The 15,506-nt window shown below is 62.1% G+C and carries 12 protein-coding genes; 3 read left to right on the top strand and 9 right to left on the bottom strand.

Annotation, left to right across the window (positions count from 1 at the left end; genetic code table 11):
- Positions 1-11: 11 nt before the first annotated feature.
- From cobT to AC2FLU_RS15780, 3 genes are all read left to right on the top strand, one after another.
- The gene (cobT, locus tag AC2FLU_RS15790; RefSeq protein WP_496809132.1) at positions 12-1,889 is read left to right on the top strand and encodes a cobaltochelatase subunit CobT; all 1,878 of its coding nucleotides are present in this window, start codon (positions 12-14) and stop codon (positions 1,887-1,889) included.
- Positions 1,890-1,970: 81 nt separating this feature from the next.
- Positions 1,971-3,761: an aminopeptidase P family protein gene (locus AC2FLU_RS15785; RefSeq protein ID WP_496809131.1), complete on the top strand. Its 1,791-nt coding sequence runs from the start codon at positions 1,971-1,973 to the stop codon at positions 3,759-3,761.
- Positions 3,762-3,824: 63 nt separating this feature from the next.
- Entirely contained in the window at positions 3,825-4,166 is a 342-nt protein-coding gene (locus tag AC2FLU_RS15780; RefSeq protein WP_480475975.1) for a DUF427 domain-containing protein, read from the top strand.
- Positions 4,167-4,225: 59 nt separating this feature from the next.
- Here AC2FLU_RS15780 and AC2FLU_RS15775 read toward each other — a convergent pair whose 3' ends face one another.
- The 9 genes from AC2FLU_RS15775 to AC2FLU_RS15735 all read right to left on the bottom strand — a co-directional run bounded on the left by AC2FLU_RS15775 (position 4,226) and on the right by AC2FLU_RS15735 (position 15,441).
- The gene (locus AC2FLU_RS15775) at positions 4,226-5,911 is read right to left on the bottom strand and encodes a chloride channel protein (protein ID WP_496809130.1); all 1,686 of its coding nucleotides are present in this window, start codon (positions 5,909-5,911) and stop codon (positions 4,226-4,228) included.
- A gap of 99 nt (positions 5,912-6,010) precedes the next feature.
- Complete coding sequence (gene recN, locus AC2FLU_RS15770; RefSeq protein ID WP_480604435.1) at positions 6,011-7,660, bottom strand: DNA repair protein RecN; 1,650 nt, start codon at positions 7,658-7,660, stop codon at positions 6,011-6,013.
- A 36-nt stretch (positions 7,661-7,696) separates the two neighbouring features.
- The gene (locus AC2FLU_RS15765) at positions 7,697-8,560 is read right to left on the bottom strand and encodes an outer membrane protein assembly factor BamD (RefSeq protein WP_480475969.1); all 864 of its coding nucleotides are present in this window, start codon (positions 8,558-8,560) and stop codon (positions 7,697-7,699) included.
- Between the two features lie 126 nt (positions 8,561-8,686).
- The gene (lpxC, locus tag AC2FLU_RS15760; protein WP_480516302.1) at positions 8,687-9,607 is read right to left on the bottom strand and encodes a UDP-3-O-acyl-N-acetylglucosamine deacetylase; all 921 of its coding nucleotides are present in this window, start codon (positions 9,605-9,607) and stop codon (positions 8,687-8,689) included.
- Between the two features lie 213 nt (positions 9,608-9,820).
- Positions 9,821-11,425, bottom strand: a complete 1,605-nt coding sequence (gene ftsZ, locus AC2FLU_RS15755; RefSeq protein ID WP_480554080.1) for a cell division protein FtsZ — start codon at positions 11,423-11,425, stop codon at positions 9,821-9,823.
- A gap of 348 nt (positions 11,426-11,773) precedes the next feature.
- The gene (locus AC2FLU_RS15750; protein ID WP_480604439.1) at positions 11,774-12,193 is read right to left on the bottom strand and encodes a hypothetical protein; all 420 of its coding nucleotides are present in this window, start codon (positions 12,191-12,193) and stop codon (positions 11,774-11,776) included.
- Positions 12,180-13,514 (bottom strand): cell division protein FtsA, encoded by a 1,335-nt coding sequence (ftsA, locus tag AC2FLU_RS15745; RefSeq protein ID WP_480475961.1) that lies wholly within the window; start codon positions 13,512-13,514, stop codon positions 12,180-12,182. The genes AC2FLU_RS15750 and ftsA overlap by 14 nt, the downstream gene beginning before the upstream one ends.
- A gap of 8 nt (positions 13,515-13,522) precedes the next feature.
- Positions 13,523-14,530 (bottom strand): cell division protein FtsQ/DivIB, encoded by a 1,008-nt coding sequence (locus AC2FLU_RS15740; RefSeq protein ID WP_480475959.1) that lies wholly within the window; start codon positions 14,528-14,530, stop codon positions 13,523-13,525.
- Complete coding sequence (locus tag AC2FLU_RS15735; protein ID WP_496809163.1) at positions 14,518-15,441, bottom strand: D-alanine--D-alanine ligase; 924 nt, start codon at positions 15,439-15,441, stop codon at positions 14,518-14,520. Before AC2FLU_RS15735 ends, AC2FLU_RS15740 begins: the two co-directional genes overlap by 13 nt.
- Positions 15,442-15,506: the final 65 nt, after the last annotated feature.

The following is a 15,506-nucleotide window of genomic DNA, read 5'->3' as shown; positions in this document are numbered from 1 at the left end:
GGCTTAAGGACATGGCACAGAAGAACGACAACCCTGCCGATCCCTTCAAGAAGGCCTTGGCCGAGGCCACCAAGGTCATGGCTGATGATCCTGAACTGAACATTTCATACACCGTCGATCCGTCGGGCTTGTCGGGCGAGTCGATGCGGCTGCCGCAGGTGTCTCGGCGTATGACGCGGGAAGAGGTTCTGCTGGCGCGCGGCACGGCGGATGCGCTGGCCTTGCAGCGTCGGTATCATGATGACGCCACCCATGCGCGCTATGCGCCTCCGGGGGATATGGCGCGGGACTTGTACGAGGCGATGGAGACGGCGCGTTGCGAGGCGATGGGTGCGCGGGATATGCCCGGCACCGCCAGCAACATAGACGTCAAGATCGGGCATGAGGCGATCCGGCGCGGCTATGACCAGTGCAAGCAGCCTGCCGATGCGCCCTTGTCGGTGGCGGCGGGTTATCTGATCCGGCATCTGGCCACCGGGCGCGATCTGCCGCCTGCGGCCGAGAACATCATGAACCTGTGGCGCGGGTTTATTGAGGAACAGGCCGGTGGCGTCTTGGAGAACCTTGATGACGTGCTGTCGGATCAGGCGGAGTTTGCCAAGTTCGCGCGGCAGATGATCAAGGATCTGGGCTATGGCGATCAGCTGGGCGATGACCCCGACGAGCTGGACGACGATCAGGAAGATCAGGCCGAGGACGACGCCGAGGAACAGCCCGATCCTGACAGCACCGGTCAGGATGATCAGGACGATCAGGACGCGGATGCGACCCCTGAGCAGACACAGGAAGAGCAGCAGGATCAATCTCAGGCGCAGGTCTCGATGGATGAGATGGCCGAGGATGAGCTGGGTGACGAGGCGGAGATGCCGGATGGCGAAGCGCCGCTGGAGCCGCCTGCCCCGCCGCCCGCATCCGAGGCCGACCCGGATTACAAGGTCTATCTGAGCACGCATGATGAAGAGATTGCGGCCGAAGATCTGGCCGAGCCTGCGGAACTGGAACGGCTGCGGGCCTATCTGGATCAGCAGCTTGAACCTTTGAAAGGGGCGGTTTCGCGCCTTGCCAACAAGTTGCAGCGCCGATTGCAGGCGCAACAGAATCGCAGTTGGGAATTCGACCGCGAGGAAGGCATTCTGGATGCGGGCCGTCTGGCGCGCGTTGTGGCAAACCCCACCACACCGCTGAGTTTCAAGGTCGAGAAGGATACCGAGTTCCGCGATACGGTGGTGACGCTGTTGCTGGACAATTCGGGGTCGATGCGGGGGCGTCCGATCTCGATCGCGGCCATTTGTGCCGATGTTCTGGCGCGGACGCTGGAACGCTGCAATGTGAAGGTCGAGATTCTGGGCTTTACCACGCGGGCGTGGAAAGGCGGTCAGGCGCGCGAGGCATGGCTGAACGATGGCCGCCCGCAGCAACCCGGCCGTCTGAACGACCTGCGCCACATCATCTACAAGGGTGCCGATGCGCCGTGGCGGCGGGCGCGGCCCAATCTGGGGCTGATGATGAAAGAGGGCCTGCTGAAGGAAAACATCGACGGTGAGGCGCTGGAATGGGCGCATCGCCGGATGATCGCGCGGCACGAGCAGCGCAAGATTCTGATGGTGATTTCGGATGGAGCTCCGGTTGATGATTCAACGCTGAGCGTGAACCCCGCCAACTATCTGGAGAAGCACCTGCGCGATGTGATTGCCATGGTGGAAAAGCGCAAGATGGTCGAGCTGCTGGCGATTGGTATCGGTCATGATGTGACCCGGTATTACGACCGTGCGGTGACGATCACCGATGTGGAACAGCTGGCTGGTGCGATGACGGAACAACTGGCGGCTTTGTTCGACAGTGATCCACGCGCGCGGGCGCGGGTGATGGGGATGAAAAAGGTCGGCTAGGCTGGCCTTGCCTCCGGCGGGAGTATTTCCCAAAAGATGAAAAGGCGGCGATATCGACCGCCCGGCTGAGGGAGGAGTAGTATGTTCCAGTCCTTTGAGGTGACCGCGCGGCCCGAGCAGGGGCCGCCGCGTCTGGCTGCGTTGCGCGCTGAGCTGGTGCACGAAGGGTTGGACGGGTTTCTGATCCCACGGTCGGATGCGCACCAGGGCGAGTATGTGGCCCCGCGGGATGAGCGTCTGGCCTGGTTGACCGGGTTTACGGGATCGGCCGGGTTCTGTGCTGCGCTGACCGACATGGCTGGTGTGTTCATCGACGGGCGGTATCGCACGCAGGTCAAGGCGCAGGTCGCGGATGTGTTCACGCCGGTGCCGTGGCCTGACGTGAGCCTGAGTGCATGGCTGAAAGAGCAGTTGCCCGGTGGAGGCAAGGTCGGTTTCGACCCATGGCTGCACGCGGCAGGACAAATCTCGGCCGCGCTTGACGAGCTTGAGGGCACAGGCGTCGAACTGGTGCGCTGCGACAATCTGGTGGACCGGATCTGGGCAGACCAGCCTGAACCGCCGATGCAGGCCGTCAAGGCGCATCCGATCGAATTTGCGGGTGAAACCGCTGACAGCAAGATTGCCAGACTGGCCGCAGACCTGCGGCAGGCCGGGCGAAAGGCCGCAGTAATCACATTGCCGGATTCGATCATGTGGCTGCTGAACATCCGGGGATCGGATATCGCTTACAACCCCGTGGCCCACGGGTTTGCGATCTTGCATGACGACGGCAGGGTCGAGCTGTTCATGGCTGCGGCAAAACTGTTGGACGTGCAGGATCATCTGGACCCGAAGGTAACGGTTCGCAACCCTGCGGAGTTTCTGGATGCGGTGGCAGTGCTGGACGGTGCGGTGCAGGTGGATCTGAGCACGGTGCCGCAGATCGTGGCAGACGCGTTGGGCGATGCCATGGTGGATGGCGGCGACCCCTGTGCCCTGCCCAAGGCCTGCAAGAACCCGGCCGAAATCGCGGGCAGCGCCGAGGCGCATTTGCGCGATGCGGTGGCGGTGGTCGAAACTCTGTGCTGGCTGGACGCACAGCCCCCCGGCAGCCTGTCCGAGACGCAGGTGGTCACGCGACTGGAAGACAACCGCCGCAGGGACAATGTGTTGCAGGATATCTCGTTCGATACCATTGCCGGGACAGGCCCGAACGGCGCGATCATGCATTACCGCGTGACGGACGAGACCGACAGCCGGTTGCAGGACGGTCATCTGCTGGTGCTGGACAGTGGCGGGCAATATCTGGATGGCACCACCGATATCACGCGGACGCTTGCCATCGGCACTGTCGGGGCGGAGGAAAAGACCTGCTTCACCCGCGTGCTGAAGGGCATGATTGCCATGTCGATGCTGCGCTGGCCCGCAGGGCTGGCCGGACGTGATATCGAATGCGTGGCCCGCACGCCGCTATGGGCGGCGGGGCAGGATTTCAACCATGGTGTCGGACATGGTGTCGGGGCCTATCTGAGCGTGCATGAGGGGCCGCAACGCCTGTCGAAGGTCAGCCATGTCCCGCTGCAACCCGGCATGATCTTGTCGAATGAGCCGGGATATTACCGCGAGGGCGCTTTTGGCATCCGCATAGAAAACCTAGTGGTTGTAGAAGAAGCCCCGGCCCTGCCCGGTGGCGATGCGGAACGCGCGATGCTGTGCTGGCGCACCCTGACATTTGTGCCAATTGACCGCAGGCTGATCATGGTGGATATGTTGACGCCTGACGAACGCGGCTGGCTGAACGCCTATCATCGCGACGTCGCGGAAAAAATCCGCCCAAGGCTGGGACATGACGCGCAACTGTGGTTGGATGCCGCAACTGCGCCGATCTGACACCCGCCTGTTACATAGAACGGGCAGAGGAGAGGCCCCAATACGTCGACGGAAGGAATAGAAATGACTGAGATCACGATCCAAAAAGCACCGGGCAAATGGACTGTCCGTTCGGGCGGTGCGATTCTGGGCGAAACGAGCAACGCGCTGGAACTGCACGAAGGCGACAAAGCTCCGGTGATTTACTTTCCGCGCGGCGATGTTGCGATGGCGTTTCTGGATCAGACCGACAAGGTGACGCATTGCGCCGGCAAGGGCGACGCGACGCATTTTTCCATCGTCAACAAATCCTCGGTGACCGAAAACGCGGTCTGGAGCTATGAAGACCCGATTTCCACCGTGGCCGAGATCAAGGGATACCTGGCGTTTTATCCGGTGGACTCGGTGAAGGTGGAGCAGATTTAGAGGCGCCGGACAGGGTTTCAGCGGAGGCTTCGGGAACGCTTGTCCCGGTCGCGGGCCCCTCACGAATGTTCCTCGGCCGCGGTGGCTGCAAGGGCCCGGTTGTAAGCCTTGAGCGCGTCGACATGGTAGAGCGCGCCAACCGGTGTCTCGGACCCGTCCTGTTCCAGAACGATAACCGGAATGCAGGGAATGTCGTCGCGGTCGAAATAGGGCATCGCGGCCTCAAGCGTGGCGCTGGCCTGAATGCACAGGCCCTGTTTGATCAGGGCTTGCGCCTCGTCCGCAGTGATCGACCGTTGATCCCCAAGCGGACGCATTACCGCCCCGGCACGGAGCATTGCCAGCAGATAGGCCTGCGGCCCGGCGGCCAGATGGACATCGCGGCGTTCCAGCTGGGTCAGGAAGAAGGACCTGTCCACCAGGCGTGAGGCCAGCGCCGTGGACATGGACACACTGACCATAACAGCAAGGCCGATCTGCCAGTCGCCGGTCAGTTCAAACACGATCAGAGTGGTCGAGATCGGGGCACCCAGCACCGCCGCGGCCACCGCGCCCATTCCGGCAAAGGCATAAAGTGTGTGCGTGCCGGACACATCCGGCAGCAGCCCAGTGGCGATCAGTCCGAACGCCAGCCCGGTCAGCGCGCCGATCATCAGGGACGGTGAAAACACCCCACCCCCCATGCGCCCGCCCATGGTGATCGCCACGGCGATTGTCTTGGTCACCGCAAAAAGGATCGCGGTCGTCAGAACCAGATCACCGGTTAAAGCGCGGATCGTAGTCTGGTAGCCCACACCGATGATATGCGGGAACCAGATCGCCATCAGCCCCAGCATCGCGCCGGACACGGCCGGTCGCAGCCAGCCCGGAATGGACAGGCGGTTCTGGATATGGCTGCCGATATCTTCAGCAAAGAAGATCGATCGCATCAGCAGCAGCGCGACAAAGCCGCAGATCAGGCCGAGGATCAGGAAGGCGGGAAGTTCGACATAGAATTGCAGCGATCCGGGCGTTTCCAGCGTGAACTCGGTAACGTCGCCATATTCGAGGCGGTTGATTACCGTTCCGGCGACCGAGGCGATGACGATCGGGGCAAAGGCATGCACGGCGAAGTGGCGCAGCACGACCTCGAGCGCGAACAGGGCCCCGGCGATGGGGGCGTTGAAGCTGGCTGATACGGCGGCGGCGACAGCACAGCCCAGCAGGTCGCGGCCCGTAATCCCGTCGGCATGGATGCGGTTGCTGACCCAGGTGGAAATCACCCCGGCCATATGCACCACGGGGCCTTCTCGGCCCGTTGACCCGCCCGAACTGAGCGTGATCAGCGAGGCAAAGAACGAGGCGATGCCGGCCTTGACCTCGACCCGCCCGTCGGTGATGGCGGACCCTTCGATCACATCTGCGACTGACCTCACGCGCCCGTCATTGGTGAACCGGTTCAGGATCAGGCCCACGACCAGCCCACCGATGATCGGGATGATCAGGATCATGAACCACGGCAGTTTCTCGGCATGGCTGTGCAGCAGCAGGACGTCGCCGGTGTCATAGAGATAGGCCTGCAACGCACGGATGGCTTTGCGGAACCCAAGCGCCATGAAACCGGCAGCGATACCGATGACCAGTGCGATGAACCAGAACTGGATCTGGCTTGGCCCCCGGCGCAGCATCACCCGCCACGCATCCTTGATCGCGGCCAGAGCCTGATTGAGCTGGTTGCGCAGAACGGTGCGGGTCGACTGGGTCATTGGCCCTCGGGGATCATCACGTAACCCTTAGTAAGCCACGGAGCACCCTAATAAAAGTGAGATAGCGACAGTGTGAGGCCAATTCGTGCCACGGGCGCATCAGGCCTGCAGCAGGGCCCGGGCGGCGGCGCGGGCCTCGTCCGTGATGGTGTCGCCCGCCACCATGCGCGCAATCTCGTCCACCCGGTCGGGCTGGGCCAGAGGGATGACGGTGGACAGGGTTTGCCCGTCCGTGACCTGTTTCTGCACCCGCCAGTGATGCGCCGCACGCGCGGCGACCTGCGGAGAATGGGTGACAACCAGCACCTGCCCGCCCTGCGCCAATGACGCGAGCCTGCGCCCGACCGCGTCGGCAGTGGCCCCGCCAACGCCGCGATCAATCTCGTCAAAGATCATCGTGCGGGCGCTGTCATCGCCCGACAGGCACACTTTGAGCGCCAGCAGGAAGCGGCTGAGTTCACCCCCCGAGGCGATCTTGTTCAGCGGCCCCGCCGGCGCGCCCGGGTTGGTGGCCACGGTAAAGGCCACCGCGTCGGTTCCTTCGGGGCCGGGTTCAGCCGGGATGAGTTCGGTCCGGAACACCGCGCGTTCCATTTTGAGCGGAGCCAGTTCCGCCATGACGGCAGCGTCCAGCCGCCCGGCAGCCGCCGCGCGGGCCGCGCTGAGGTCGGCGGCAGCATTGTCATAAGCCTTTTGTGCCGCGTCCACAGCGGCACGCCTGTCCGCCAGGTCGGCATCGCCTGCTTCCAACTGGTTGAGGCGGGTGCGCAGAGTGTCGGCAAACGCGCCCAGGTCATCCGGGGCCACGTCATGTTTGCGGGCCAGTGCGCGGATGGCAAACAGGCGTTCCTCGGCCTGTTCCAGTTCCGACGGGTTGAAGTCCAGCGCCTGAAGGCAGGCGTTCACGCCATCCTGCGCCTCGCCCAGTTCAATCATCGCGCGCCCCAGCGCGGCAATCGGTTCGTCCAGCTGACCACCTGCGTTGCCGGACACGCCTTCCAGCCACCGGATAGCGTCGGACATCGCCCCTTCGGCACCGTCCCCCGACAGCAGCGCGTAGGCGCGGGCGACATCATCGCGGATACGCTCGGCCCCTTGCATCATGCGGCGGCGGGCATCAAGTTCGGCATCCTCACCGGGCTGAGGATCAAGCTGATCCAGCTCGGAAACCGCGTGGCGCAGGAAATCTTCCTCACTTCGGACGGCGGCCAGCGCGGCCTCGGTCTCGGTCAGAGCCTTGCGGGCGCGTGACATAACGGTCCAGGCCGCACGAACGGATGTCAGCCGGTCCGAGACCCCGGCGAAATCGTCCAGCATGGCCCGGTGGCCGCGCGGGTTCAGCAACCCGCGGTCATCGTGCTGGCCGTGCAGTTCGATCAGGGTTTCCGACAGTGCGCGCAGCACATCGCCCGAGCAGCGACGGTCATTGACCCAAGCGGTCTTGCGCCCTTCGGCGGTGTTGACCCGGCGCAGGATCAGCTCATCCCCGCCTGGCAGGCCCGCTTCGGACAGTATCGCATGTGCGGGATGATCGGCGGAAAGCTCGAACTCGGCCACAACCTCGCCCTGTGCCGCACCTTGCCGTACCAGTTCCGCACGCCCGCGCCAGCCCAAAACAAAGCCCAGCGAATCCAGAAGGATCGACTTGCCCGCGCCGGTTTCACCGGTCAACGCATTCAGGCCCGGCTGAAAACTGAGTTCCAGCCGGTCGATGATCAGCATGTCGCGGATATCAAGGGCGCGCAGCATCGGGTCTTCAGCGTCCCAAGCCTAATGCCATGGCGATTACAACCACTCACCCTTGATGGTCTGACGATAGATCGTGCTGAGCCAGTTGTTGCCACGGCTCTTGAGCTGAAGCCCGCGTGAGGTCAGCAGCTTGTACGCATCGTCATACCATTCCGAGGATTGGTAGTTGTAGCCAAGGATGGCACCTGCGGTTTGCGCCTCATCCAGCAGGCCGAGGGAAAGATAAGCCTCGACCAAACGATAAAGCGCTTCGGCGGTGTGGGACGTGGTCTGGAAATCCTCGACCACGACGCGGAAGCGGTTGATGGCCGCGGCAAAGTGATCCTGACGCAGGTAATAGCGCCCGATCTCCATCTCTTTGCCGGCCAGATGGTCAAAGGCCAGATCGAATTTCAACACTGCCGAGGTGGCATATTCGCTGTCGGGATAAACCTCGATCACGGTGCGCAGCGATTGCAGCGCCTGAAAGGTCAGCCCCTGATCGCGCCCGACCTCGTCAATCTGGTCGTAATAGCTGAGCGCCAGCAGATACTGGGCATAGGCCGCGTCTTCGTCCGTTGGATAGAAGTCGATATACCGCTGGGCCGCGGCCCGGCTTTCTTCGTAGTTCTTGTCGGAGTGGAACGAGAACGCCTGCATGATCAGCGCACGCTTGGCCCAGTCTGAATAGGGATACAGACGCTCAACCTCGGAGAAATACCAAGCCGCGTCATCCGAGCGATTCTGCGACAATTCGTATTCGCCACGGGTGTAGATCTGTTCCGGTGTGAACCCTTCCAGATTCTGTTCCCGGTCCGCGCCCTTGTTGCCGAAAAGGCCGCCCCCGTTACCGCATGCCGTCAAAACTGCTGCCAGAAGAACCGCGCCTGCGAATCTGACTGCCGCTTTGCTGCCAACCATACCGCCCATCCTTGTCGTCTTACTTAATGGGGTTCGCCCCGAATTGAGCCATGGTCTAGCACAGAATATTCCGGTGCAAAACGCCTTATGCAACATCTGGCGCAAATGTCGTCAGAGTTGATCTGATCAGGCGACTTCGGGAATTTCGTTTACGATCAAGCCCTGCCCGGGCAGGCGTGCGGCCTGTTCCGGCGTGCACAGAACCGGGCGCACCGCGCCGGGCGTTTCAAACAGATTGCGCAGCAATGTGTTGGTCAGCGAATGACCCGACTTGTCGCCCGTGAAACGGCCCAGAATCGGCCCGCCTGCCAGATAGAGGTCACCCAGAGCATCCAGCATCTTGTGGCGCACGGCTTCGTCGACGCGGCGGAACCCGCCGGGCGTCAGAACCTCGCTGCCCTGCACGACCACGGCGTTATCCAGAGTACCGCCCAGGGCCAGCCCGTGTTCGCGCATGGCTTCAACATCAATGCGGCGGCAGAAGGTGCGGCAATCGCTGAGTTCGCGCGCGAACGACCCGTTGCGCATATCCAGCGTCTTGGTCTGGCTGCCGATTGCGCTGTCTTCGAAATCAATGTGGAAATCGATGATCAGCCCATCCGCAGGTGCGATGCTTGCGCTGGCCCCTTCACGCGATGCGGTGACGGTCTTCAGCACCTCATAGGCCAGCACCGGGCTGGCCTGACGGCGCACGCCTCGGGCCATGATGCCGCGTACGAAATCGATCGAAGACCCGTCCATGATCGGAACTTCGGGGCCGTCGATTTCAATCAGTGCGTTGTGAACGCCGCACCCGGCCAAAGCTGCCATGATATGTTCGATGGTGGATACCGACACCCCGGCATCATTCACCAGACGGGTGCAAAGCGGGGTCCGTTCGACCACGTGATAGATCGCCGGGATCATCGCATCGCCCAGATGGATATCCGTCCGTTTGAACCAGATGCCATGACCAGCTGCTGCCGGTTTCAGGATCATGGTCGCAGGCTTGCCGCTATGCAGCCCGACGCCTTTAAACGTGACCGGAGATTTGAGCGTATGTTGCAAAATGGGCCTCGGCGAGTGGTGTCCAGCCTGCTAGGGCTGTGTTGGACACTCAGTTAAGGAAGCCCGCGTCAAGGCTCAACTCACTCTTTGTAACCGAATGAAACATGTATGTAACAGATCGGCAAAACCCTGCTTACCCGTTCGTAAGCCACTGTTTTAAAAAGAATTAGGGCCGCCAAATGGCGACCCCGTGAGTGGATTTTGTTACCGCGATCAGTTGGCCTGACGGCGCAGGAAGGCTGGAATTTCGATACGATCCTGATCCGGGTCGGCCTCATCGTGAATCGGTGCCGTGGCCTCGGACTGGCGCAGAACGGGCTGCTGACGCGGCGGATGGGCCGGTGTATCAGAGGCATGCCCGGTCATCCGGTCGATCAGCCGATTGAAGCCAAACCGCGAGCGTTCTTCGGGTTCGTGATGCGAAACCGCCGCTTGCGGGCGGGGCGCTGCGGCGCGCTGAGCTGCCGAGGGAACCTTCTGAACCGCTGCCTGCAAACGCTGGAGCGCTTCGGGCGACGGGGTGCCTGCGACAGGCGCGCGCGGGGCAACAAAAGCCTCGGGCGCCGGTTCTATTTGCTCGGGCTGCGGCTCGAATTCGGCGACGCGCGGCTGATAGGCCGGTGGCGGCAGATCGTCCTCATCCCGTTCATCAAACGGCTGGAACTTCGGCTGGGCGGGCTCTTCCGCGGCTTCAAACAGCGAAGGTTCGCGGTCCTCTTCCATCTGCGGCGCGGGCTCTGCCATTTCGGCGGCTGCGGGCGCTTCTTCGCGACCGTATTCTTCGGCCGAAACGGTGCGGGTCAGCGGCTCGGACATCGAGCGGCGCGCGACCGGAATATCAGCCGTTTTTTCGGTGGCGTCGATGCCGGTCGCAACAACCGACACGCGCATGCCGCCTTCCATCGCGGTATCCAGCGTCGAGCCGACGATGATGTTCGCCTCGGGGTCCACTTCCTCGCGGATGCGGTTGGCGGCTTCGTCCAGCTCGAACAGGGTCAGGTCGTGCGAACCGGTGATGTTGATCAGTACACCCTTGGCGCCCTTGAGGCTGATTTCGTCCAGCAGCGGGTTGGCGATGGCTTTTTCCGCCGCCTGAATGGCGCGGTCTTCGCCAGTTGCCTCACCGGTGCCCATCATGGCTTTGCCCATCTCGTCCATCACGGCGCGTACATCCGCAAAGTCGAGGTTGATCAGGCCTGGACGCACCATCAGGTCGGTTACGCCTTTGACACCCTGATACAGGACATCGTCGGCCATCGAGAACGCCTCGGTAAAGGTAGTCTTTTCATTGGCGAGGCGGAACAGGTTCTGGTTCGGAATGATGATCAGCGTGTCGACGACCCTTTGCAGTGCCTCAACACCGTCCTCGGCCTGACGCATCCGCTTGGCACCTTCGAACTGGAAGGGCTTGGTTACGACACCCACGGTCAGCACACCCAGCTCACGCGCGGCCTGCGCGATGATCGGAGCGGCGCCGGTGCCGGTGCCGCCACCCATGCCCGCGGTGATAAAGCACATATGCGCGCCTGCCAGATGGTCGACGATCTGTTCGATGCTTTCTTCGGCAGCAGCGGCACCCACGGCCGGACGGGCCCCTGCCCCCAAACCTTCGGTGACCTTCACACCCAGTTGCACCCGCGCCGAGGACTGGCTTTGCTGCAGCGCCTGCGCATCGGTGTTGGCGACGACAAAATCGACGCCGTCCAGCTGTTTTTCAATCATGTTGTTGACAGCGTTACCGCCCGCACCGCCAACGCCAAATACTGTAATCCGAGGCTTCAGTTCGTCTTGCCCGGGCATCGAAAGATTCAATGTCATGCTCTGTCCGCCTGTATTTATGTTCCGCCAAAGCGGTATTTTTCTTACCTATCCTTGCTCGATTCTAGCGGGCTGATGCGAAAAGGTCACGTCAAAAATCGCGATTCACCACAAAATATGGAGGAAATAAGGCAGAAACCGGCGGCATTTCGCAGGTACTGCCAGATATAGCGGAAACAGCGGCGACCATCACTAGGCAGACGACCCCGGCGCGAGGACTCAGCCGTTCGTCACGCTTTGGTCGACCATCATTTACACTGCGGAAAACTGCTCAGGTCCTGCCGCGAGGCCTCTGCCGGGCCTTGTGGATATCTTGAGGGATAAATCGGCGCGCCGCAACCGGATTTTTCAACTGAGCGGCGCACTTGGACAGTTCAGGCTGGTTTCGGTGATGCTGCGCACCTCCTGGATTTCGCTTTCTGCAAACGAGGCCAGACGCACCATCAGACGGCCTTCGTGCAGGAAGGGCCACCAGCAGACGGGAATACCATCTGGATCATTGTCATAGAGAAAGCAGATTTGACCGTTTGGCGTGGTGATCTGCCCATAGACACAGCCCTGCCCCTCTTGTCGCCAAACCGAAGCGTGACGGTTCAGAAATTGCTCGGTCCCGACGAAATAGCCGCTGCGAATCTCATGGAACGTGAGCGTTTTGCCGACGGCGGCATCCAGAAATGCCTCGGGCGTGATGATGGTCTGGGCCGAAACCCATCCCGGCAACAGGGCCGTACACAGCGCGGCCCGTTGCAGGTGTCTACCAATTGTCACGGAACCACCGGACGGCCCGCTTGAACGGGCGCGCGGCATATGTGTCGACCGGGATTTCGAAATCCCACCATTCGTCCTGCGGGTGCGCCGCAAACAGGCTAAGCCCCACTGAGGACGAGAACGCCGGTCCTGTCGCCGATTGCGGCAGGCCATGCACTCGCAGCGGGCGGCCCAGACGCACGCGTTGACCAAGGATGCGGGTCGCCAGACCGTCCAGCCCCATGATCTGACTGCCGCCACCGGTCAGAACGATCTGCTGGCTTGGCATGTGTTCAAACCCGGCCGCATCCAGACGCACGCGGACCTCTTCTAGAATTTCCTCGACGCGCGGACGCATAATGCCGATCAGTTCGGCCCGACTGACTGTGCGGCGGTCGTGTTCCCAGTCACCGGTATCGCCGCCGATATCGATCATGTCGCGGTCATCAGCGCCGGTCGCATGAACGCCGCCATTGAACGTCTTGATCCGCTCCGCAACTGCTGCGGGCACACCCAACCCCATCGAGATATCGGCGGTCACGTGATCGCCGCCCATACGCACGCAATCGGCATAGATCATGTGTTTCTTCATGAAGATCGAAACGCTGGTGGTACCGCCGCCCATGTCGATACAGGCCGCGCCGAGTTCCTGCTCATCTTCGACCAGCGCGGAAATTCCCGAGACATAGGCCGAGTTCGCAATCCCGGCGAGTTCCAGATCGCAGCGTTTGATACAGCGCACGATGTTCTGGATCGCCATCGCATCGACGGTCAGCATGTGCATATCGACCGCAAGGCTTTGGCCCATCTGCCCGCGCGGGTCGATCAGGCCCGAGCGGTTGTCGAGCGCAAAGTTGACCGGCTGTGCGTGCAGCACCTCGCGCCCGTCGCCGTAATCCGGCACGTCGCATGCGTTCAGAACACGACCCACTTCGGCCTCGGTCACCAGCTGGCCATCCAGATCAACCTGTGCGTCCAGCCCGTAAGAGCGCGGGTTGGCCCCCGAGAAACAGGCGATGACGTGATCGACACGGATATCGGCCATCTTCTGTGCGGCCTGAAGCGCGGTGCGGATGGCGCGTTCGGTTTCCTGCATGGCGGTGACTTCGCCAAACTGTACGCCGCGCGAACGTGTCGTTGCGGCCCCGATAACCCGAAACCCAGTCTGCCCCGCCATTGAGCCGATGGTGTTATCTTCACTCAGCCGGCCCGATCCGTCAAAACGCAGAACGAGGCAGGCAATCTTGGAACTGCCCACATCCAGAATCGCGATCACACCGCGTTGCAATGCCTGGCGCCGCATTTGACGCATGGCGCGTTGGGACTGATAAAGATCGGTCATCATGCTCGTTACTGCCCGTTACTCAGTGTCACTTTTGTATTCCACCAGTCTTCGCTGGCGGCTTTGGTCATTCGGATGGTGGGACGCTGGCCAAGGCGCATGTCGACCACGGCCACGTCGCGTTCCAGAAGGTCCTGCACCTCGTTCACCGCAAGGACGCGTTCCAGCGCGCGCACCGGGCGCTCGGTCGGCAGCATGATGCGCTGGCCACGGTCCAGGACCAGATCCCAGCGCCGTTCACCCACGCGCACCAGCCCGCGCACACGATTGCCCAGGCTGCGGGCGGTCTGAAAGATCTCGAGCGCCTGCGCCACATGGGCATCCGCGCCCGCGCCCGCGATCAGCGGCAGGTCGGCATGGTCCTTGCGAGAGGTGGTTTCCTTGACATGCGCGCCGGTCTCGTCGAGCAGTTCGAGCCCGTCATGCGTCCGCCAGACAATCACGGGCTGACGCTCGACCACGTTGACCTGAAGGATGCCGCCCGGACGGATACGTACGGTTGCCGATTTCACCGGATCAAGCCCGGTGATCGTGTCGCGCATCTGTTCGACATCCAGATCCCAGGAACTGATCGGGAAATCCAGAGGCACGACCTCGCGGATATCATCGGACAGGCTGGTGCCTGCCCCGTCGATGGCCATCAGGTTAACCATGAACTCGGGGCGTTCCTGAATCGAGGTGCGAATATCGGCAATATAGGTACCAAGCGCTTCGCGCCGTTCCTGAGAGGCAAAATAGACGCCAACTGCCGCGGCAATGGCGCAGATCGGCAGGCCAAGCTTGACGCCCAGACGGATACCCGGTGTCAGCATCCAGCGCTGAAGACGATAGCTGAGGCGCGACGGGGCCGGATCGCTGCGGCGTGCGGTGCGGGAAAACACCCGCGCCCCGCGCAGACGCAAAATGGGCTGGGTGTCATGCGGCTCCGTATCAGCCGAGGCAAAATCGGCATCCGGCCCGGCAAGGGGCTTGGTGCGATGGATTTCCAGAGAGCGGCTGGCGATTAACGGTTGCATGAGGCGTCCTTAACCATCCAGGCGCAGAGCTGACCAAATGTCATGCCCATATGCGCGGCCTGTTCCGGGGCCAGCGAGGTGGGTGTCATGCCAGGCTGGGTGTTGGTTTCCAGCAGAAACAGCCCATCAGCACCCGCGCTGTCATCCCAGCGAAAATCGGTGCGGCTGACACCCTTGCAGCCCAAAGCATCATGCGCGCGCAAGGCATAATCCATACAGCGATCAAAGATGTCCTGCGGGATATCGGCAGGGACCACGTGCCATGATCCACCGGGTTTGTACTTGGCGTCATAATCGTACCAGCCGCCATCGGTCATGATCTCGGTCACGGTCAGGGCGCGGTCGCCCATCACGGTCACGGTCAACTCGCGCCCGGCCACGTATTTCTCGACCATGATCTGGTCGGGCATATCTTCGGACAGCTGCGGCGGGCCGTTGGCGTTTTCGTGGACGATGTAGATACCGACACTGGACCCTTCGTTATTGGGCTTGGCCACATAGGGCGGTTCCATCACATGGGCGCGGGTCACTTCGGCACGCGGGACGATCACACTGGGGACAACGGGCAGGCCTTCGGACCGGAACACCTCTTTGCTGCGCTGCTTGTCCATCGCAAGGGCCGAGGCCAGAACGCCCGAATGGGTATAGGGGATACGCATCCATTCCAGCATCCCCTGCACGCAGCCATCCTCGCCCCAGCGGCCATGCAGGGCGTTGAAAACCACATCCGGCTGAATATTCAACAGGCGCGCATAGAGGTCGGGACCTGCGTCCAGTTCGACCACTTCAAAGCCTTCTCCCACAAGGGCGGCTGCGCATTCGCGCCCAGAGCTGAGAGACACCTCGCGTTCCGCCGAGGGGCCGCCCATCAATACCGCCACTTTGGGGTTTGTCCTGCTCGACATACCCAATGTGCGCCTCAATGTCCCCGGACCTTATGTGGTGGTCCGTACTGCGTTTATGCCTTTGATCCGTC

It is taken from the genome of Ruegeria sp. SAZD013 (genome assembly GCF_059612525.1).
Note: the sequence above shows the minus strand (reverse complement) of the source record. Positions and strands in the feature narration are given on the sequence as shown.